The organism is Segatella sp., from assembly GCF_977051555.1.
Map to the genome: position 1 here is coordinate 61867 of NZ_CDRSSE010000006.1, position 22373 is coordinate 84239.

Here is a 22373-nt window from a genome sequence, read left to right on the forward strand (position 1 = left end):
GCATGAAGGTTTGTGCTTTGCAGTTCTGCCCAGCAAAGCATAAAAAACATAGTATATTTATGTAGATAAATGTTAGTCGTGACATATTTCAAAGTTTAGTTGTTATTGAATCCGCATGCAAAAATACAAAAAATATGTGAATGGGCAAAGAAAAAAGGCTAAAAATATGCGTATCTTTAACATTCTATAAAACAAGAAGTTAACTGTTTCTGCAGTAGTAATAGCGTAGTGGGTAAATAGTGTAGAGTAGTTAAAGAGTAGTCCAAAATTTGCTAATGAAACAAAAAAGTGTTTACTTTGCACCGCAATTTTAAACTTAAATAAAAGTAACGAACAAAATGATTTAATTATGAAAAAATTATTATTGCTTCTAACACTCTCTTGCTTTGCGCAATTCTCTTTTGCGCAGAATAAGGTCGTGAAAGGTAGTGTCCTAGACACATCTGGTTACCCTATTATAGGTGCGACCATTAAGATTGTTGGCTCTAACCAGGCTACCGTTACCGATATGGATGGTAACTTTACGATCCAAGATGTTAACCCTAAGGCTACTATTAATGTATCTTACATTGGTATGCAGCCTCAGACCTTAAAGGTTACTGATAACCTGAAAGTAGTTTTGAACGATGATTTCCAGAACCTCAATGATGTGGTAGTCATCGGTTACGGTTCTGCTAAGGCCAAGGATTTGACTTCGCCTATCACCGTTATCAAGGCTGATGATATCAAATCTACACCTTCTTCTTCTCCTATGTCTGCCTTGCAGGGTAAGGTTGCAGGTGTGAACGTCGTAAATAGTGGTACGCCTGGTGCTGGTCCTACAGTGCGTGTCCGTGGAGTCGGTTCTTTCGGAAACAGTTCTCCGCTCTATGTTGTTGATGGTATGTTCTATGATGACATCAACTTCATCAACAATGATGATATTCAGGATATGACAATTCTGAAGGATGCTTCTGCTGCAGCAATCTATGGTGTAAGAGCTGCCAATGGTGTTGTACTCATCACGACCAAAAAGGGTGTTAAGAATCAGAGTGCCAAGATTACATACGATGGATATGTAGGTATTCAGAAAGCTACAAATGTATTGAAGATGGCGAACTCTAGCCAGTATGCTACCATGTTGATGGAAGCAAACTTTGATGCTTACTCCCCAATGATCAAGAATTCTATCGACCGTTTTGGGGGTAGCTATGCTGACAGCGATTTCCATAAGTGGACTTATGGTGCAAATACCGACTGGTATGACGAACTTCTTCGTACAGCAGTAATGACCAACCACAGTATTGGTATCAGTGGCGGTAGCGATAAGTCAACTTACTCTTTGGGTATGAGCTACTTGGCACAGGATGGTATCATGGATGTGAAGAACAACTACAAGCGTCTTAACTTCCGTGCTGCCATAGATTACGATGCAACCAAGTGGTTGAAGGTAGGTTTCAATGGAGTATTCAGCCAGTCAAGCCAGATTTTGCCAAACAATACAGCATGGCAGCAAGCATTCAATACTCCTGGTTTGATACCTGTATATGATAATAACAATGAGAATGCCAAGCCTGAAAAGTATGCTTCGCCTAAGAGCATCGGATTGTCTGACAACTTCAAGAATCCTGTAGCTACAGCCAACTACTATGATTCAAAGAATGATTTGCGTCAGTATATGACCAATTTTTATGCTCAGTTGAATATCGTGCCAGAGAAGTTGACTTTCAAGACAAGTATCAACTACAACTATCAGAATATTGATGGCAGAACTTTTGTTCCTACCTACTATGTAGAAAGCAATCAGCAGAGTAATGCTACTTCTTTGACCAAGACCAATACCCAGTATAACAACTATATATGGGATAATACCTTGACCTATAAGGATAGTTTCGGTAAGCACAATTTCGGTGCCATGCTTGGTACATCTATGCGTCAGGAAACTTATAAGAACTTGTGGGGCTCTGCTCCTAATGTACCAGAGGGCAACGATTCTTATCTGTATTTAGGACAGGGTAGCACAACAGGTATTACATTGGGTGATGACGGAACAAAGTTTAGAGGTTTGTCTTACTTTGCCCGTTTGAACTATGATTTCGACAGCAAGTATTACTTGATGTTCACGATGCGTGCTGATGGTTCTTCTAAGTATCAGGACAAGTGGGGGTACTTCCCATCAGTAGGTGCTTCTTGGGTAATTTCAGAGGAATCCTGGATGAAGAACCAGTCAATTATCGACTATCTGAAGGTTCGTGCCAGCTGGGGTAAGTTGGGTAACGACCACGTAGCAGCAAGTGATGGCTTCGCATCTATCTCCACCGGTAATAGTGCTTCTGGTGTATTCGGAAATACTGTTTTCCCTGGCTATCAGAATAATACATATTTCAGCTGGTTGCAGTGGGAGGTTGTAGATGAAATCAACGCAGGTTTCAATCTCTCTACTTTGCAGGGCCGCTTGAATATTGATGCCGACTACTTCCACAGAATGACCAAGCATGCTGTGATTTCTCCGCTGGTTTCATTTGAGAATAAGTCATTGGCTGGCAACTATGGTAAGATTTTGAATGAAGGTCTTGATTTCTCTATGACATGGAACGACCGTATAGGTAAGGACTTCAAGTATCATGCAGGTGTAAATATGTCTTTCCTTCGTAATAAGGTAAAGAGCTTGGGTGGCGCTAACATAATCAACGGTGGTAAGACTATCAATATGGTTGGCAAGGAGATGAATTCTTTCTATGGTTTCAAGGTTGTTGGTATCTATCAGACTCCAGAGGAGTGTCAGAATGATCCTATTGCTGTAGCAAACGGTTTGGAACCAGGTGACTTCAAGTATGAGGATGTAAATCATGATGGTGTGATAGATGCAGCAGATAAGCAGACATTGGGTTCTTATATCCCTAACTTCACATACGGTATCAATCTGGGTTTCAGTTACAAGAATCTCGACTTCGAGTTGAGTACATACGGACAGGCTGGTGCTCAGATGTACAACCGTAAGCGTGCTTTGAGATATGCTCAGAGTGACTTCAACTTTGATGAGGAACAGGTAAAGAACCGTTGGACCGGTCCTGGTTCAACCAACACATATCCATCTGCTAAGGCACTGATAAAAGGATGGAACGTATCAGACCAAAAAGTTAATTCTTTCTTCGTAGAGAGCGCAGACTACTTCCGTATTCAGAATGCAACTCTCGGTTACAGTTTCAAGAATATCAAGATGGGTAGCTATACCTTGCCATCAATCCGTTTGAGTGTAACAGCCGACCGCCCATTGACTCTTTTCAGTGCCAACGCTTTCACTCCAGAGTTGAGCGATGCACAGGGGTGGGATACAGAGGTATATCCATTGACAAGCACTTATACATTTGGTGTTCAAATTCAGTTCTAACTAATTAAAAAGATACAACAATGAGAATCAATAAATATATATCAGCTTTTGCTGTTGGAGCACTGATGGTTGGTGTAACTTCATGCAGTGACTATCTTGATATTGACCCAGAGAACAAAGTTCCTGAGGAGAAGGTAGATTTTACAAAGACCGATGATATGTATCAGCCTGTATCAGGTGTATATGCAAAGTTGAGAACAGGTGGTATGCACTGGGTGATTTGGCCTTTGTCTATTGTTAGAGATGACGATGTCTGGTCAGGTCGTATTGATGACCAAGCTCCATTGGTAGACTTCGGCAATTTTAAGTACGACAATGGCTTCTGGGGCTTAAAGGAATTATGGAATCAGTATTATGGTATGATTAAGGTGGCTAATTCTGCTATCGAATCATTGGAAGGATATGCCGAGAATCTGACTACAGAAGCAGACAAGAAGACCAATCGTGCTTATCAAGGTGAGGTGAAGATTCTTCGTGCTTATGCTTATTATCGTCTGACACAGGCTTTTGGTCCTGTAACTATCTTGCGTAGCAATACACAGAAGGATTTGACACGTTCAACATTAAATTCTGTAAATCGCTATATGTTGGAGGATTTGAAGTATGCAATGGAGAATGCTCCTCGTAAGCGTCCTAACCAAATGGAGCACAAGGGTGCTGTTACTGCTTACACAGCTGCGGCGTTGGCTGCCAAGATCAACCTCAATATGGGTAACTATGATGAGGTTGAAAGATTGACTGATGATATCATTGCAAATGGTGGTTTTGAGTTGTATAATGACTTTTATGAGTTGTTCAAAATTCCTGGAAAACTCTGTGATGAGTCTTTGATGGAATGTCAGTGTACAGACTTCGGTGTTGGTTCTGGTACAATGGTCGATGCCGACCAGTGGTTTGTGTTCCAGGGACCGGCTAATGATGGTAATATTTCTGGCTGGGGTTTTATTGGTCTTTACCCTGAGTTTAGAGCATGGGCTAAGAATCGTGGTGAAACAGTAAGATATACTACTTCTTTCCTGGAGGCTGGTACAACAACTCCTAGTGGTGATGTTATCCGCCCATTGAAAAACCCTACCCAGACTGATTGTTGGAATGGTAAGGCTTATACTCCAACCAACGAGTTGACTGAAGGCAGAACCAAGTATGGTAGCAATAATAACATTCGAATCTTGCGCTATGCTGATGTTCTCCTGATGAATGCCGAGGCTAAGGTCCGCTTGAACAAGAATGGTGATGCTCCATTCAATCTGGTAAGATCTAGAGCACATCTAGGCGAGTTGACCAACGTAACGGTTGATCAGATTCTTGATGAGCGTAGAATGGAACTCTGTTGTGAGTGGGGTGAGCGTTATAACGATTTGGTACGTACAGGCAAGGCTAAGACCGTGCTAGGACCAAAGGGATGGACAGAGGCTAAGACTTACTATCCGTTGCCATTCATGACCGTAAATGATAATCCTGACTTGAAGAAAGAACCAATCGGGGAATAATCAATCTCTCTTATATAAATCTATGGACCGGCTCTGTAATGGGGCTGGTCCTATAGGATGAATACTCACAATCAATGCGTTTATTATGAATAAAGTCTATAGAATATTCTCTTTTCTGACATTATGCATCTTTTGTATTCTGTCTACTCATGCCCAGAAAGTGAGCGTGATGACCTTTAATATCCGATTGGATGCTGCATCAGATGGAGATAATATCTGGAACAATCGAAAAGGGGCTGTTGTTGATATGCTCAATTACTATCAGCCGGATCTTTTGGGTATGCAGGAAGTTTGCCCTAATCAAATGGATGATTTAAAATCAAAACTTCCTCAATACGAAGCACTTGGCGTAGGACGAGATGATGGTAAACATCAGGGTGAGCATAGTCCTCTATTTTATCTGAAAAGTCGTTTTAAACTTATTAAGCATGGTGATTTCTCTTTGAGCGAGACTCCAGATGTGTTTGGTGTAAAAGGTTGGGATGCTTCTTATAATCGTGTTTGTAGCTGGGCTATCTTAGAAGATAAAATCAACCACAAGAAGATAGCTTTCTTCAATACTCACCTTGATAATGATGGGCAGATTGCAAGAAAGGAAGGTATTCGGTTGATTCTTAAAAAGATAGATGAGTGCGCTAAGGGGTTGCCTGTGATTATCACAGCTGATTATAATTGCTCAGATGGTGAACCGCCATTCATGGTGCTTCGCCAAAATGGCATGAAAAGTGTTCGTGATATAGCGCCTGTTAAATATGGTCCTAATTATTCTTGGCATGATTTCGGTCGTCTTCCTGTCGGTGAATGCCCATTGCTTGATCATGTGTTTGTGAATAAGAACGTAAAAGCTACCCGTTATCGTGTGATAGATGATAAACCGGAGAAGGTCTATCTTTCAGACCATTTTCCAGTACTGGTTGATTTAAACTATAAATAATAGCATCTACAAGAATGAAAGAATCACTCTTTTCTGATATTGTTATTTTTCTTCAAGATGTAAATTGAGGACAATCGATGAAAACTGGGTACTTGTTACGTAACAAAGTAATTAAAGTATAATAAAACATATAATATATAATAAGGTAATGAAAATCAATAAAACACTAATATCGCTCTTCATGTTGACATTGTCATGGACTTCATGTGGAGCATTTGGGGAGAATACTCCAGCAGCAACACTTCCGCCTTCAGTAAAGCAAGATAGACCAACATCCTTTGCTAATGATAATGAAATGTTGGACTATATACAGAAAGTACACCTTAATTATATGTGGGATGGTGCGGAAAGTAATTCAGGACTGGCGCCAGAACGTATTCATCTGGATGGCATTTATCCGCAGAATGATAAAGATGTGGTTACAACCGGTGGAAGTGGATTTGGAATTGCAGGTTTACTGGTTGGTATCGATCGTGGTTTTATTGACCGTCAGGAAGGGGTAAAGAGATTTAGGAAGATAGTGAACTTCTTAGAGAATGCTGATCGTTTTCATGGTGTTTGGCCACATTGGATCAATGGTAAGACAGGCAGAATTGTTCCCTTCGGTCGAAAAGATGATGGTGGAGATTTAGTAGAAAGTTCGTTTCTTATGACTAGTTTGCTCTGTGCCCGACAGTATTTCAAAGATGGAAATGTCGAAGAGAAGCAAGTTGCTGCTAGCATTGACAAGTTATGGAAGGAAATGGAATTCGACTGGTATCGTCGTGGGGGGCAGGATGTACTTTATTGGCATTGGTCGCCTAACTATGGATGGGAAATGAACTTTCCTTTGGAGGGCTATAACGAGTGTCTGATTACTTACATTCTTGGAGCGGCTTCACCTACTCATTCTATTTCAGCAGACTGCTATCATAAAGGATGGGCTCGTAGTGGCGGAATCAAGAGTACAGCTAAGCCTTTTGGTTATGCATTGGAGTTGAAACATAATGGAGCAGAACAAATGGGCGGTCCGCTTTTCTGGGCTCAATATTCATATATCGGGCTCGATCCTAGAAATTTGTCGGACCAGTATGCCAACTATTGGAATGTAGTACAGAACCATGCTCTGAGCGATTACGAATACTGCGTTCGTAATCCTAAAGGCTATAAAGGTTATGGAAAAAAATGCTGGGGTTTGACTGCTAGCTATTCGGTTGATGGCTATTCGGCTCATGCACCAAATAATGATTTAGGTGTGATAACGCCAACAGCGGCTCTATCTTCTTTCCCATATACACCAGAACAGTCAATGAATGCCCTTAAATATTTCTATGCCAAGGGGGCTTGGATTTGGGGCAAGTATGGATTCTATGATGCCTTCTCTGAAACAAAAAAATGGACAGTGCCCCGTTATTTGGCAATAGATCAACTGACGATAGCTCCGATGATAGAAAATTATCGCTCAGGACTTTTGTGGAAACTCTTCATGAGTTGCCCTGAGGTACAAGAAGGATTAACGAAACTAGGTTTTACCTATAAATAAAAAACAAAATTATGAAAGCAAAAAACTGGATACTTTCTTTCGTAACGCTTGCCATGGGAGTAAGTCCGGCTATGGCACAGCAAACCGGAGAATATGCAAAAATGAATAAGTTCATCGATAATTTGATGAGTAAGATGACATTACAGGAGAAGTTGGGACAGCTTAATCTTCCCGTAACAGGTGAAATAGTAACAGGACAGACTAAAAGTAGTGATGTTGCAGGAAAAATCAAACGAGGAGAAGTTGGTGGACTCTTCAACTTGAAAGGTGTGAAGAACATTAAGGAAGTTCAAAAAATTGCAGTAGAACAAAGTCGCTTGAAAATACCACTTCTCTTTGGAATGGACGTAATTCACGGCTACGAAACCGTGTTCCCGATACCTTTCTCGTTGTCTTGTTCATGGGATATGGAGGCAATCAAGCTGTCTGCTCAAATTGCAGCTCAAGAGGCTTCGGCTGATGGCATTAACTGGACTTTCAGCCCTATGCTTGATATTTGTAGAGATCCTCGTTGGGGGAGAATGTCTGAAGGCAATGGAGAAGACCCTTATTTGGGTTCTTGCATAGCCAAGGCTATGGTAGAAGGTTACCAAGGTAATGATTTGTCTGCACCAAATACAGTCATGGCTTGTGTTAAGCATTTTGCTCTTTATGGTGGGGCTGAGGCTGGAAGAGATTACAATACGGTAGACATGAGTAGATGGCGTATGTTTAACTATTATATGCCTCCTTATAAGGCTGCTGTTGATGCAGGTGCATTAAGTGTGATGACTTCTTTTAATGTGGTAGAAGGTATACCTGCGTCTGGTAACAAATGGCTTTTGACTGATGTGCTCAGAAATATGTGGGGATTCAAGGGAATGGTTGTGACAGATTATACGGCTATCGAAGAAATGATTGCACATGGAATGGGCAATTTGCAGCAGGTTTCTGCTATGGCGTTGAATGCGGGTACCGATATGGATATGGTTTCCGATGGCTTTGTTGGTACTATAGAAAAATCAATAAAAGAAGGAAAGGTTTCTGAGGTGACGGTTAATACGGCTTGTCGTCGTATATTGGAAGCTAAATATAAGCTAGGTCTGTTTGATGATCCTTATAGATATTGTAGCGAAAAAAGGGCAAAAAAGGAAATCTTTACACCAGAGCACAAGGCTATCGCTCGTAAGATTGCTGCAGAAACCTTTGTTCTGTTGAAGAACGAGGGTAATCTTTTGCCTTTGCAGAAAAAGGGTAAAATTGCTTTGGTTGGTCCTTTGGCAGATACTCGTAGTAATATGTCGGGAACATGGAGCGTTGCTGCCCGATTGAATGATAATAAAACTGTGCTTCAGGCTTTTAAGGAGGCTGTAGGAAATAAAGCAGAAGTACTTTATGCTAAAGGCTCTAATCTGTTGTATGATGCAAAGAGAGAGGCTGATGCTACTATGTTTGGAAGAGAAATGCGTGATCTGCGATCTGCAGAAGAGATGTTGAAGGAGGCTATTGCTGTAGCTAAACAGGCTGATGTTATTGTTGCTACTGTGGGCGAGTCTTCAGAAATGAGTGGTGAATGTAGTAGTAGAACTAATTTGGAAATACCTGATGCTCAGAAGAATTTGTTGGCTGCTCTTAAAAAAATGGGCAAGCCTATTGTGCTTGTTAATTTCTCAGGAAGAACTACTGTGATGACTTGGGAAAAGGAGAACTTCCCTGCTATCTTGAATGTCTGGTTTGGTGGATGTGAATCGGCTGATGCTATTTGTGATGTCTTGTTTGGTGATAAGGTTCCAAGTGGTAAACTGACAGCCACTATGCCAAAGAGTGTAGGGCAAATTCCTCTCTTCTACAATCATTTGAATACAGGTAGACCGCTTGAGGATGGAAAATGGTTTATGAAGTTCCGCAGCAACTATTTGGATATAGATAATGAACCGTTATATCCATTCGGTTATGGACTTTCATATACCACATTCCGCTACGGAAAGCCATCTCTTTCTAGTACAATTCTTTCTGAGAATGGTAAGATTCTGATTTCGGTAGATGTCACAAATACTGGTAATTATGATGCAGATGAGATAGTTCAACTTTATATCCGCGATTTGGTCGGAAGTGTGTCTAGACCAGTGAAGGAATTGAAGGGTTTTGAAAGAATCTGTTTGAAGAAAGGCGAGACAAAAACAGTTACCTTTACTCTTACCCCTGATGATTTGAAATTCTATAATCAGGAATTGGAATATAAGTATGAACCTGGAGAATTCGAGGTAATGGTTGGTCCAAACAGTAAAAATGTACAGACTCTGAAGTTTGAATTAAAATAATGTTAGTTATGAAAAAGAGAATCTTCTTATTGTTTATAGTTACGGCATTTGTCCTCATGGGGGCAAATGCTGCTAAGGTCGTTAAAATATTAGCTATCGGAAATAGCTTTTCGGAGGATGCTATTGAGCAGAATTTGCACGAATTAGCTGATGCTGATGGGGTGAAAACCATTATTGCTAATCTCTATATTCCGGGATGCTCTCTGGAACATCATATGAAGTGTGTCAATGAGGATTTAAAATCTTATCGCTATCGCAAAATAGGGGTAGATGGTAAAATGCAGCAAATAGATAAAGAGCAGGTGTCAAAGGCGTTGGCAGATGAGGAATGGGATTATGTAAGTGTACAGCAAGCTAGTCATTTCTCTGGTGTTTACGATACTTATCAGCCATATTTGAAAGAGTTGATTGCCTATGTCAAGACGCATACTTCACCAAAAACAAAGATTGTGTTTCATCAGACATGGGCGTATTCTAATGATTCTAAGCATGATGGCTTTGTAAAGTATGGTAATAATCAACTGATAATGTATAATTGCATCTTAGATGCTACCCGCAAAGTTATTCATGATTGCCATCCTGATATTCTTGTTCCTGCAGGTACGGCCATTCAGAATGCGCGTACATCTTATATTGGCGACAGAATGAATAGAGATGGGTATCACCTCAATTTGACTTATGGTAGATATACTGCTGCATGCACTTGGTATCAGGCTATTTTTAAAAAGTCGGTTGTGGGAAATAAATATTTGCCTATGGGAATGACAGAAGCCGAACGTACTGTAGCACAGAAGTCTGCTAGAGCTGCAGTTAAACATCCTTTTGTGATTACAAAGATATAAAGCAACTCTTATCTCTTCCCAAATACCCTCTTATATATAAATAGGTGTAAATCTCTGCTTGTTTTTCTTTAAGCAGAGATTTTTTGCAAAGTCAACGTGGCAATTGTCGGTCGAATCGGCTTTTTTTAAGTTCTTTAACCTAAAAAGCTTTTAAAAAGAAAGAATAATACCTAAGAATCTTTGCTGTAAAACATATTTTTCGTAACTTTGCGGCGGTTTTGGGAGAATGATGATTTCTTCTGTCAACCAAGGTAAAGAGAAATTATTCACAACTTAAATACATTTAAAATAAAATGGCAAAGTTTGATAAGTCAGTTTTAGCAAAGTACGGAATCACAGGTACAACTGAGGTTCTCTACAATCCTTCTTATGAGGTATTGTTCAATGAGGAGACTAAGGAAGGTCTCAAGGGTTTTGAGGTTGGTCAGGAGACTGAGCTCGGTGCAGTTAACGTAATGACTGGTATTTACACTGGTCGTTCTCCTAAAGACAAGTTCATCGTTGACGATGCTACATCTCACGACACTGTATGGTGGGATTCTGAGGAGTATCACAACGATAACCACAAGGCAACTCCAGAGGCATGGAACGCCGTTAAGGAGATCGCTAAGAAGGAGCTTTCTAATAAGAAGTTGTTCGTAGTAGATGGTTTCTGCGGTACACACAAGGATACACGTATGAAGGTACGTTTCATCGTTGAGGTAGCATGGCAGGCACACTTCGTAACAAATATGTTCATCCGTCCTCAGAACGAGGCTGAGTTCGATCAGGAGCCAGACTTCATCGTTTACAATGCTTCTAAGGCAAAGGTTGAGAACTGGAAGGAGTTAGGTCTCCACTCAGAGACAGCCGTTGTATTCAACGTAACTTCTAAGGAGCAGGTTATCATCAACACATGGTATGGTGGTGAGATGAAGAAGGGTATGTTCTCTATGATGAACTACTTCTTGCCATTGAAGGGTATGGCTTCTATGCACTGCTCTGCCAACACAGATATGAACGGTGAGAATACAGCTATCTTCTTCGGTCTTTCTGGTACAGGTAAGACTACATTGTCAACAGACCCTAAGCGTAAGTTGATCGGTGACGATGAGCACGGATGGGACGACGAGGGTGTGTTCAACTTCGAAGGTGGTTGCTACGCTAAGGTTATCAACCTCGACAAGGAGTCTGAGCCAGATATCTACGGTGCTATCACACGTGACGCTCTCCTCGAGAACGTAACTGTAGCTAAGGATGGTAAGATTGACTTCGCAGATAAGACTGTTACCGAGAATACTCGTGTATCTTATCCTATCTACCACATCAAGAACATCCAGCGTCCATTCTCTCAGGGTCCAGCTGCTAAGCAGGTTATCTTCCTTTCAGCAGATGCATTCGGTGTATTGCCACCAGTATCTATCTTGAACGCTGAGCAGACTAAGTATTACTTCCTCTCTGGCTTCACAGCTAAGTTGGCTGGTACAGAGCGCGGTATCACCGAGCCTACTCCAACATTCTCTGCTTGCTTCGGTCAGGCATTCTTGGAGTTGCACCCAACTAAGTACGCTGAGGAGTTGGTAAAGAAGATGCAGAAGTCTGGTGCTAAGGCATACTTGGTTAACACAGGTTGGAACGGTTCAGGCAAGCGTATCTCTATCCGCGACACACGTGGTATCATCGACGCTATCCTCGACCACTCAATCGACGCAGCTCCTACAAAGACTATCCCATTCTTCAACTTCGTAGTTCCTACACAGTTGGAAGGCGTAGATCCTAAGATTCTCGATCCTCGTGATACATACGCTGATGCTTCTCAGTGGGAGGAGAAGGCGAAGGATTTGGCTGCTCGCTTCATCAAGAACTTCAAGAAGTATGAGACAAACGAGGCTGGTAAGGCTCTCGTTGCTGCTGGTCCACAGCTCTAATTCGACACTTCGAATTTATACTAAATATGAAATCCCGTTTCTTGCAAAAGAAGCGGGATTTCTTCGTTTTTACGCCTCGAAATCACTAAAAAACTTAAAAAATGCGCCTAAAATGAATAATTTGCATAATAATAAGGAGAAAAGGTCGAGTTTTTAAAGAATTCTCAGTAAATTTGCAGCTAAAAATAAAATAGGATAGAATGAAAAGGAAGTTTTTTGCTTTCATAGCGCTGATTACAGCTACGCTCTCGCTCTCTTCTTGCTTGAGCAGCGATGAAACAACAGTAGAATATACACATGATACAGCCATCACGGCTTTCTCGTTGGGTAGTCTTGACAGATATACCAAAACGAAGGCAGGTAAAGATACCTTGCTCAAGGCTAATGTGACGGGCTCTGACTATAAATTTTACATAGATCAGGCACAACGCTCGATTTATAATGTAGATTCCTTGCCTTGTGGGGTGAGGAGTACTGCCATATTGGCTACTATCAGCAGCAAGAATAACAGCCCTATTCTCCTGATGGATATCAACAAGACTGATTCTGTCGCAGCATACTATTCAAGTTCTGATTCCATCAACTTCTCAACGCCTCGCTTGATTAGAGTTTACAGCAGCGACTACTCTGCCTATGCCCAGTATACGGTTACCGTAAACGTACATAAGGAGTTGCCTTATGAGTTTAAGTGGCATGAGCTGGCTCAGAACAACAGTCAGTTGGCTGCGTTCTCTGATCTGAAGGCTGTAGCTTGTGGTGATTACATCTATGTATTCGGCAAGACTGCCGAGGGTACTAAGGTGCTGAAGTCAGCCATCAATGATGGCAGCGCCTGGTCACCTATTATGATGAACGAAAGCTTAAGTAGGGACGCTTACCAGAGTGCAGTAGCGCTGGAAGGCAAACTCTATATCTCAGATGGCGGCAAAGTTTATGCTTCTGCCGATGCTGAAACATGGACATTGGTTTCTGGAAATGCAGATGTCAAGCAGCTCATTGGTGCAAGCAGCAAGTATCTCTATGCTTATACTGCTGCAGGTATCTCTGTTTCAAAAGATCAGGGTGTCAGCTGGAAGGCAGAGAAACTTGATACTGATGCAGACTCTTTGCCAACACAGAATGTCTCAATGAATGTGGCTGGCGTGCTCTCTGCAAAAAATGTGGAGAACGTGATGCTGCTGGGTACTCGCGACAAGGCTTTGAATGATACGGTTGCCACCACATGGTTGCGCACGGTTGACTATGATGCAAATGAAGCCGGACAGTGGAACTATCTGGAAATCGAAAAAAATAAAAGTGGAAAGATGCCTAGGCTGGATCAGGTAATTACCTGTGCTGCCGATACAGGCTTCGTTGCTTTAGGCAGTAACGGCAAATGGTATAAGAGCCAGAATGCCGGATTGACTTGGAAGCAGGATAAGATGGTTGTTCTGCCTGCTAAGTTTGCTACTGAAGGTACTGAAGGTCGTTTCGCTTTCTGCCGTGACAAGCAACATTACTATTGGATTATCAGAAACGGATACGTATGGAGAGGACGTTTCAATATAGATGGCTGGAGCAAGGAAGATTAATCATCCTGCTTGCCTTCTTAACTCTGGGCTGTATGGCGGTTCGTGCACAGGACGATCCGCAATATCGCATGGAGATAGGCGCCGGTGTGGGGGTAATGACCTATGAAGGCGACTTTAACGGAAATGTGCTTGGCGACATGCAACCTGCCGGTTTCCTGGTGGGACGATACAATTTCGACCCCTACAAGGACTTGAAACTGAGTGTGGGCTTTGGAAAAATAAAAGGTTCTTCGGCAAATGTGGATACTTTCTATCCTGATTATGCGGGGAATCCCTATTCCTTCAATCATACGCTGGTGGATATGAATCTGGTGTTTGAGTACAACTTCTGGCCCTACGGAACAGGCAGAGACTATCGTGGAGCCCAGCGCCTGGTTCCTTATATACTGGGTGGCTTGGGAGCAACCTATGTAAAAGGTAATGAAAAAAATGTATTTACGGCAAACGTGCCTTTAGGCATCGGCGCAAAATATAAAGTAAACGAAAGGTTGAACTTGGGACTGGCCTGCACTTTCCATTTCTCGCTCAGCGATGAACTGGATGGTGTGAAAGACCCTTACCGGGTAAAGAGCAGTGGCATTTTCAAGAATTCCGACTGCTATTCTACCATAGCCGTTTCAGTGACCTATAGTTTCAGTGCAAAATGTAAAACTTGTAATAAAGAAGAATGATGGACAACTTAGATATGAACAGGATTCCTGAGCACATTGCTATCATTATGGATGGCAATGGTCGCTGGGCAACAGAACGGGGCAAGGAGCGTAGCTACGGCCATCAGGCTGGAGTAGATACCGTGCGCCGAATTACATCGGAGTGTACCAGGTTGGGGGTAAAATATCTCACCCTCTATACTTTCTCTACAGAGAATTGGAACCGTCCGGCTGATGAGGTTGCTGCCTTGATGGGACTGGTACTGACTTCGCTCGAAGATGAAATCTTCATGAAGAATAATGTCCGCTTCCGTGTGATAGGCGATTTGAAACGCCTGCCACAACAGGTGCAGGACAAGCTTCAGGAGACCATGGACCATACTGCGAAGAACGATTCGATGACTATGGTAGTGGCATTGAGCTATTCTTCACGTTGGGAAATCCTGAATGCTACAAAGAAAATGGTAAAAGAAGCATTGGAGTCTGGTTCAACCTATGAGCAGATAGAGGATAAACTGACAGAGGAGAACTTCGAGAAGCATCTTGAGACCAGTTTCATGCCAGATCCTGAACTTCTGATACGTACAGGAGGTGAACTCCGTATCAGCAACTATCTTCTTTGGCAGATAGCTTATTCAGAGTTGTATTTCTGTGATACCTTCTGGCCAGACTTCAATGAAGAAGATCTGCACAAGGCAATAGCAAGTTATCAGAACCGCCAACGTCGATTTGGAAAAACCGAGGCACAGGTGGAAGAGGAGGAGAAATAAGCAAACCTCATACAAGCATAGAAAAATCATATTATATATAATAAGGTATAAATGAATAGATTTAAAAAGATTTTCATCCTGCTGTTCGGCGTAATGGCATGCATGCAGATTCAGGCACAAGATAAAATCGTAAACCCTGACATCTCGTATGCTGGTACACCTCGTACCCTTAAGATTGGTGGTATCAATGTTTCGGGTGTTGAGGGCTACGAAGACTATGTCCTCACAGGTATTTCAGGCCTCAGTGTGGGCGATGAGATTACTGTGCCTGGCGACGAGATTACCAATGCCGTAAAGCGCTACTGGAAACATGGTCTCTTCTCGAAGGTGGCTATTGCTGCCGACTCTATCGTAGGTGAGAAGCTTTATCTCCATATCTATCTTGCGGTTCGTCCACGTATCTCTAATATCAACTATGTTGGTTTGAAGAAGAGCGAGCGTGAAGATATGGAGCAGAAGTTGGGTATGGTAAAGGGCACTCAGGTAACTCCGAATATGCTCGACCGTGCCAAGATTCTCGCCAAGAAGTATTTCGATGATAAGGGTTTCAAGAATGCTGATATCCAGATTAACCAGCGCGATGATGTCGCCAACAAGGGACAGGTAATCCTGGATGTTGTTGTTGACAAGAAAGAAAAAATCAAGGTACATCAGATAACAATCGATGGAAACGAACAGCTTTCTGACCGCAAGATTAAGGGTGGACTCTTCTCGAAGGGTGCTTTTGCCAAGACGCATGAGGCTGGTAAGTTCGCTACTTTCTTCAAGTCGAAGAAGTTTACTCCTGAGCGTTGGAAGGAAGATAAGCAGAAACTCATCGACAAATATAATGAGTATGGTTTCCGTGATGCTCAGATTCTGGAAGATAGCGTGAGCAACTTCGATGAGAAGCACGTTAATATCTACATCAAGGTAGATGAAGGTAAGAAATACTATATCCGTAACATCTCCTGGGCAGGTAATACCGTTTACTCTTCAGCTTATCTCGAAGCATTGCTCGGCATGAAGAAGGGCGATGTATATAACCAGAAGATATTGGGTAAGCGCCTGAATGAAGATGATGACGCTGTTTCTAACCTCTACTATAATAATGGTTATGTGTTCTCTCGTATCGAACCGACTGAAATCAATATTGATGGCGATTCTATCGATTTGGAGATGCGCGTAACAGAGGGACCTCAAGCTTATCTGAGCCATGTACGTATCAATGGTAATACCCGTCTTTACGAAAACGTAGTGCGCCGTGAACTTCGTACCAAGCCAGGCGACCTTTTCTCTAAGGATGCTCTGATGCGTTCGGCTCGTGAACTTGCTTCTATGGGACACTTTGATCCTGAGAAGGTTAGCCCGGATGTAAAGCCTAATCCTGAAGATGGTACGGTTGATGTAAACTGGAACCTGGAGCAGAAGAGTAACGACCAGATTGAGTTCTCGCTCGGTTGGGGTCAGACGGGTGTCATCGGACGTGTGGGCTTGAAGCTCAACAACTTCTCTATGGCAAACCTCTTCAACAAAAACAAGGAGCATCGTGGTATCATGCCTATCGGTGATGGTGAGGTGCTGAGTATCGGTGCACAGACCAATGGTACCTACTACCAGAGTTATAACGTAAGCTACTCTACCAACTGGTTTGGCGGCAAGCGCCCTATCCAGTTCAGCGTAGGTGCATACTACAGTAAGAGTACTGACGTGTCAAGCAACTATTACAATAGTGCAGCCATGTACAACTATCAGAGTTACTTATATGGCTATGGTTCTAGTTACTATAACAACTACGAGAATTATTACGATCCAGACAAGTATATCCAGATGGTGGGTGTAAGCCTCGGTTGGGGTAAGCGCCTCCGTTGGCCGGATGATTACTTCACCTTGTCTGTACAGTTGGCTTACCAGCGCTACATGATGAAGAACTGGAGCTATATGTTGATGACCAACGGTAATGCGAACAACTTGAACTTGACCATCGCATTGAACCGAACATCAACCGATAACCAACTCTTCCCACGTCGTGGTTCTGAGGTTGAGGCAAGTGTCAACCTTACTCCACCATGGAGTGCGTTCGACAACAAGGACTACAAGAATCTTGCCAACGATTCTAAGGCGCCAACCTATTCTGCTGAGCAGCAGGAGAAGTACAGATGGATTGAATACCATAAGTGGAAGTTCAAGGCAAAGACTTATACTGCACTCACAGAGGGTCAGAAGTGCTTCGTATTGATGACCCGTGTAGAACTCGGTTTGCTCGGTTCTTATAACAAGTATAAGAAGAGTCCGTTCGAGACCTACTATGTGGGTGGTGACGGTATGAGTGGATACTCATCATATTATGGTGAGGAAACAATCGGACTCCGCGGTTATGAGAATGGTTCTGTATCTTACAGTCCTACAACCGGTTACTATGCTTATGCATACGACCGCTTCTCATTGGAGCTTCGCTATCCATTCCTCTTAGGTAACACAACCATTTACGGCTTGACTTTCGTAGAGGCTGGTAACGCCTGGTATGAAACCAAGAAGTTCAACCCATTCAGCATGAAACGTAGTGCCGGTGTCGGTGTACGTATCTTCTTGCCTATGGTTGGTCTGATGGGTATTGACTGGGCTTACGGTTTCGATACTGTATGGAATGGTAGTTCATATAAGAAGGGTGGAAGCCAGTTCCACTTCATCTTAGGTCAGGAATTCTAAAAATGGGTTTTATGAAGAAAATAGTATTGATGCTGATGATGGCTGTAGCAGCCATCTCAGCACATGCACAGAAATATGCATTGATAGATATGGAGTACATCTTGAAGAATGTACCCGCTTATGAGCGTGCCAACGAGCAGCTGAATCAGGTAAGCCGCAAATGGCAGGCTGAGGTAGAAGCTCTTAACACAGAGGCAAGCACCATGTATAAGAACTATCAGAACGAGGTAGTGTTCCTTTCCCAGGAGCAGAAAAAGGCTAAGCAGGATGCCATCATGCAGAAAGAGAAGGAGGCTAGCGATTTGAAGAAAAAATATTTTGGTGCAGAAGGCGACCTCTATAAGATGCGTGAGGCATTGATGGGACCTATTCAGGAAGAGATTTATACAGCCGTAAAAGAGATTTCAGACCTGCGCGGATATTCGCTTGTTCTCGATAGAGCTAGCAACAGCGGCATCATCTTTGGCTCTCCTAAGATAGATATTAGCAACGAAGTGCTCCAAAAATTAGGTTATTCCAAATAATAATTGTATATTTGCAGCCGGTAAGTATATCTGCCAATGGTTGGCAGCATGAAAACTTTATTTAGAAATTAATAATTAAAAAGAATAGAACAATGAAAAAGCTTATTTTAATGTTGATGCTCTGTGCACCAATGACTATGATGGCTCAGAAGTTTGGTAAAGTAAATACTCAGCAGATTATGCAGTCTTTGCCAGATGTAGCTAAGGCTAATGGCGAGATGGAAGCTCTCCAGAAGCAGAAAGAGAATGACTTGAAGTCTATGCAGGATGAGTTGCAGCGTAAGGCTGACGAGTATCAGAAGGGTTCCAGCACAATGAACGCTACAGCAAAGCAGCAGAAGGAAACTGAGTTGCAGACTCTCCAGCAGAAAATTCAGCAGGCTTACCAGGATGGTCAGCAGGAGTTGCAGAAGAAGAGCAGCGAACTCATGCAGCCTATCGTAGCAAAGGTACGTACAGCTATCGAGGCTGTAGGCAAGGCTGGCAACTACACCTTCATCTTCGAGGATGGTGCAGCTGTATATACAGGTACTAACGTAGTAGACGTTACTAAGGAAGTACAGGCTAAGATTAAGTAATCAAGGCAAATAAAAAGAATATAGATTGAGGGCAGGCAGAAGTGCTTGCCCTTATTTCTCATTTTCAATAACGAGGTATTTATAAGGTATTCATCATAAACGGTATCACTCATCATGAAAAAGAATCTCTTATTTCTGGCTTTTGCTCTCATCTCTTTGACTGTTTCAGCCCAGCATACAACGCCTGCAGCAAAGGTTCAGCAACAACAGATTGCTGTATCTGCTCCTTTGCATTTTGGCTACTTTAGTTTTGATAAGGTTTTTCATACTATGCCTGGTTACGCTATAGCCAAGCATAATATGGATGAACTCCGTGATAAATACGATGCAGAAACGAAACGTGTAGAAACTGAGTTTAATGCTAAGTATGAGGAATTTCTTGATGGACAGCGCACTTATGCCAAGACAATTCTGGAGAAACGTCAGGCTGAATTGCGTGAATTGATGGAGAAAAATATTGCCTTCAAGGCTGAGGCTACCCGCCTGTTGCAGCAAGCAGAGAATGATGCTTATGCTCCGCTCAAAGCAAAAATAAACGAGGAAGCTAAAAAGATTGGCAAGCAGAAGGGGTTTGCCTTTATCATCAATACAGACAATAATGCAGCTCCTTATCTCAACGAAGAGATGGGGGAGGATATTACAGCTTTGCTGGAGGAGACTTTGAAATGATGTTGCCTTCTAATCCCGGACCAATCGGTGTCTTTGATTCTGGTTATGGCGGACTGACCATCCTGCATGGGTTGCGCCAGATGATGCCTCAGTATGATTATATGTACTTGGGTGATAACGCTCGTGCTCCTTATGGCTCGCGTTCGTTTGAGGTGGTTTATAAGTTCACACGCCAGGCTGTGCTTAAACTTTTCTCTATGGGGTGTCATCTCGTTATCCTGGGATGTAATACGGCTTCGGCTAAGGCACTACGTTCTTTGCAGCAGCGCGATATTCCTGAGTTGGATCCCAGCAGAAGAGTTCTGGGTATTATCCGCCCTACTGCCGAAGTAATTGGTACTATTACCAAGAGTAATCACGTGGGACTTCTGGCTACAGAAGGTACTATTAAAAGCCAAAGTTATAATATGGAAATTTCGAAACTTTGGCCAGAGATTCAGGTGAGTGGCGTGGCTTGTCCGCTTTGGGCTGCCATCGTAGAAGCTAATGAAGCAGATAGTCCGGGAGCTGATTATTTCGTAAAGAAACGCATCGACCAGCTGATGCTGAAGGACGCTGATATTGATACCATTATTTTGGGTTGCACGCATTATCCGCTTCTTATGAGCAGCATTGTGAAGAATCTTCCTGATGGCGTAAGAGTGGTTCCGCAAGGACAATATGTAGCAAGCAGTCTGAAAGATTATCTGAACCGCCATCCGCAGATGGAACAGATGATAACCAAAACAGGCTCTTGCCGATATCTCACAACAGAGAGTGAGGATAAATTCAAGGAATCTGCACAGATTTTCCTTCATGAACAGGTGAAGGTTACACATGTAGATCTTGAATAGTTTATAGTTAATAATTTATAGTTAATTGTTATGCAAGAAACAAGACAAAACCGTATATCAAGACTTCTCCAGAAGGAGTTGAGTCTTATCTTCCAGTCACAAACCCGCATGATGCATGGTGTGATGGTAAGTGTTACTAAGGTTAGAGTAAGTCCAGATCTCAGTATCTGTACTGCTTACTTGAGTGTGTTCCCTTCTGAAAAAGGAGAGGAGATTTTGAAGAATATCAATGCAAATGAGAAGACGATCCGTTTCGACTTGGGTAAAAAAGTGAGAAACCAGTTACGTATTATTCCAGAACTCCGTTTCTTCCTTGATGATAGTCTCGATTATTTGGAGCACATTGATGAACTCTTGAAAAAGTAAAAGAGTAAGAACGTAAAAAGACAAGGGAGTTAAGACGGCAATTCTTGACTCCCTATACTGTTATATAAATAAGGTAAGATAGAATTATGAATTTTCCATTCTTTATAGCTCGCAGGTATCTTTTCTCAAAGAAGAGTACGCACGTCATCAACGTCATCAGTTCTATTTCTGTAATAGGAGTGGCGGTAGCTACGATGGCTCTGGTCATCGTTCTGAGTGTTTTTAACGGCTTCCATGACCTGGTAGCTTCACTCTTTACGAGTTTTGACCCACAACTCAAGGTTGTGCCTGTTGAGGGAAAGACTGCACCTGCAGATGATCCTATTCTTACTAAGATTCGTCTTTTGCCGCAGGTAGATGTTGCAACAGAAACCGTAGAAGATCAAGCTCTTGCAATCTATAATGATCATCAGGCTATGGTGAAAATCAAGGGTGTAGATGATAATTTTGCAGAACTTTCTCATATTACAGATATTTTATATGGTGATGGCTCCTTCTCCTTGCATGCTGCCAATTTGGAATATGGAACTGTAGGTATCCGTCTTGCCCAGAATTTAGGCATAGGAGCACAATGGGATGGTTTCCTGAAAATCTATGCTCCTAAAAAGGAAGGACAGCTGGATATGACTAACCCTGGTGATGGCTTTGTTGTTGACTCGCTCAACTCTCCTGGCGTACTTTTTGCCGTCAAACAGGCAAAGTATGATAAAAACTACATCATCACTTCTATCTCATTTGCCCGTAATCTCTTTGGACAGCAAGGTATGCTCTCTGATTTGGAATTACGCTTGAAACCGGGTAGCAATCTGGATGCAGTAAAGGCTGAGATGCAGCAAATAGCTGGTAATAAATATAAAGTGCTTGACAGATTTGAACAACAGGAAGATACCTTTAAAATTATGTCGATAGAGAAGATGATTGCTTATATCTTCCTGACCTTTATCTTAGTTGTTGCATGTTTCAATATCATCGGGTCGCTTTCTATGCTTATTATTGATAAGAAAAATGATGTAGTGACTCTTCGTAATCTTGGAGCTAACGATAAGCAGATTACCAGAGTATTTCTTTTTGAAGGTAGAATGATAGCTGTGATAGGTGCGGTCATCGGTATCGGATTGGGCTTGCTCCTCTGCTTTTTGCAGCAGCAATATGGATTTGTACGTCTGGGAGATTCTGAAGGCTCCTTTATTGTTGATGCTTATCCTGTAAGTGTTCATTACTCAGATGTTGCCATTATTTTCGTTACTGTAATTGCTGTAGGTTGGCTTGCTGTATGGTATCCTGTAAGAGCGCTGAGTAAAAGGCTGTTGAGTTAAAACCTGAGGAATTTCTTATACTTGGGTGCATATACTAAAAGAA

General features: G+C 42.2%; 17 protein-coding genes. All 17 read left to right on the forward strand.

What is annotated here, in order from left to right; genetic code table 11:
• The first annotated feature begins 349 nt into the window (after positions 1-349).
• The 17 genes from ACWJAO_RS02500 (at position 350) to ACWJAO_RS02580 (ending at position 22330) form a co-directional block, all read left to right on the forward strand.
• On the forward strand, positions 350-3370 hold the full coding sequence (locus ACWJAO_RS02500; RefSeq protein ID WP_449139159.1) for a SusC/RagA family TonB-linked outer membrane protein: 3021 nt from the start codon (positions 350-352) through the stop codon (positions 3368-3370).
• A gap of 20 nt (positions 3371-3390) precedes the next feature.
• The gene (locus ACWJAO_RS02505) at positions 3391-4860 is read left to right on the forward strand and encodes a RagB/SusD family nutrient uptake outer membrane protein (RefSeq protein ID WP_233400042.1); all 1470 of its coding nucleotides are present in this window, start codon (positions 3391-3393) and stop codon (positions 4858-4860) included.
• A gap of 169 nt (positions 4861-5029) precedes the next feature.
• A complete protein-coding gene (locus ACWJAO_RS02510) occupies positions 5030-5794 on the forward strand; it encodes an endonuclease/exonuclease/phosphatase family protein (protein WP_260849797.1) in 765 nt (254 codons plus the stop codon).
• 148 nt (positions 5795-5942) lie between these two features.
• Positions 5943-7316 carry a glucoamylase family protein gene (locus ACWJAO_RS02515; protein WP_449139160.1) on the forward strand — a complete coding sequence of 458 codons (1374 nt, stop codon included), beginning with the start codon at positions 5943-5945 and terminating at the stop codon, positions 7314-7316.
• The gene (bglX, locus tag ACWJAO_RS02520) at positions 7313-9616 is read left to right on the forward strand and encodes a beta-glucosidase BglX (RefSeq protein WP_449139171.1); all 2304 of its coding nucleotides are present in this window, start codon (positions 7313-7315) and stop codon (positions 9614-9616) included. Before ACWJAO_RS02515 ends, bglX begins: the two co-directional genes overlap by 4 nt.
• Before the next feature lie 8 nt (positions 9617-9624).
• Positions 9625-10458: a DUF4886 domain-containing protein gene (locus ACWJAO_RS02525; protein WP_144155619.1), complete on the forward strand. Its 834-nt coding sequence runs from the start codon at positions 9625-9627 to the stop codon at positions 10456-10458.
• A gap of 293 nt (positions 10459-10751) precedes the next feature.
• A complete protein-coding gene (gene pckA, locus ACWJAO_RS02530) occupies positions 10752-12365 on the forward strand; it encodes a phosphoenolpyruvate carboxykinase (ATP) (RefSeq protein WP_144155621.1) in 1614 nt (537 codons plus the stop codon).
• Between the two features lie 200 nt (positions 12366-12565).
• Entirely contained in the window at positions 12566-13936 is a 1371-nt protein-coding gene (locus tag ACWJAO_RS02535) for a DUF6242 domain-containing protein (RefSeq protein ID WP_449139161.1), read from the forward strand.
• Complete coding sequence (porG, locus tag ACWJAO_RS02540; protein ID WP_449139162.1) at positions 13891-14607, forward strand: type IX secretion system protein PorG; 717 nt, start codon at positions 13891-13893, stop codon at positions 14605-14607. Before ACWJAO_RS02535 ends, porG begins: the two co-directional genes overlap by 46 nt.
• A complete protein-coding gene (locus ACWJAO_RS02545; protein ID WP_181975351.1) occupies positions 14604-15356 on the forward strand; it encodes an isoprenyl transferase in 753 nt (250 codons plus the stop codon). The genes porG and ACWJAO_RS02545 overlap by 4 nt, the downstream gene beginning before the upstream one ends.
• 51 nt (positions 15357-15407) lie before the next feature.
• A complete protein-coding gene (locus ACWJAO_RS02550; RefSeq protein WP_449139163.1) occupies positions 15408-18044 on the forward strand; it encodes a BamA/OMP85 family outer membrane protein in 2637 nt (878 codons plus the stop codon).
• 11 nt (positions 18045-18055) lie between these two features.
• Complete coding sequence (locus tag ACWJAO_RS02555; protein WP_022121518.1) at positions 18056-18568, forward strand: OmpH family outer membrane protein; 513 nt, start codon at positions 18056-18058, stop codon at positions 18566-18568.
• Positions 18569-18660: 92 nt separating this feature from the next.
• On the forward strand, positions 18661-19146 hold the full coding sequence (locus tag ACWJAO_RS02560) for an OmpH family outer membrane protein (RefSeq protein ID WP_144155631.1): 486 nt from the start codon (positions 18661-18663) through the stop codon (positions 19144-19146).
• Between the two features lie 114 nt (positions 19147-19260).
• A complete protein-coding gene (locus ACWJAO_RS02565; protein ID WP_287588169.1) occupies positions 19261-19815 on the forward strand; it encodes an OmpH family outer membrane protein in 555 nt (184 codons plus the stop codon).
• A complete protein-coding gene (murI, locus tag ACWJAO_RS02570) occupies positions 19812-20648 on the forward strand; it encodes a glutamate racemase (RefSeq protein WP_449139164.1) in 837 nt (278 codons plus the stop codon). The genes ACWJAO_RS02565 and murI overlap by 4 nt, the downstream gene beginning before the upstream one ends.
• Before the next feature lie 30 nt (positions 20649-20678).
• Positions 20679-21014: a 30S ribosome-binding factor RbfA gene (rbfA, locus tag ACWJAO_RS02575; RefSeq protein ID WP_006848097.1), complete on the forward strand. Its 336-nt coding sequence runs from the start codon at positions 20679-20681 to the stop codon at positions 21012-21014.
• 86 nt (positions 21015-21100) lie between these two features.
• Positions 21101-22330, forward strand: coding sequence for an FtsX-like permease family protein (locus tag ACWJAO_RS02580; protein WP_006848096.1), 1230 nt, complete (start codon positions 21101-21103; stop codon positions 22328-22330).
• Positions 22331-22373: the final 43 nt, after the last annotated feature.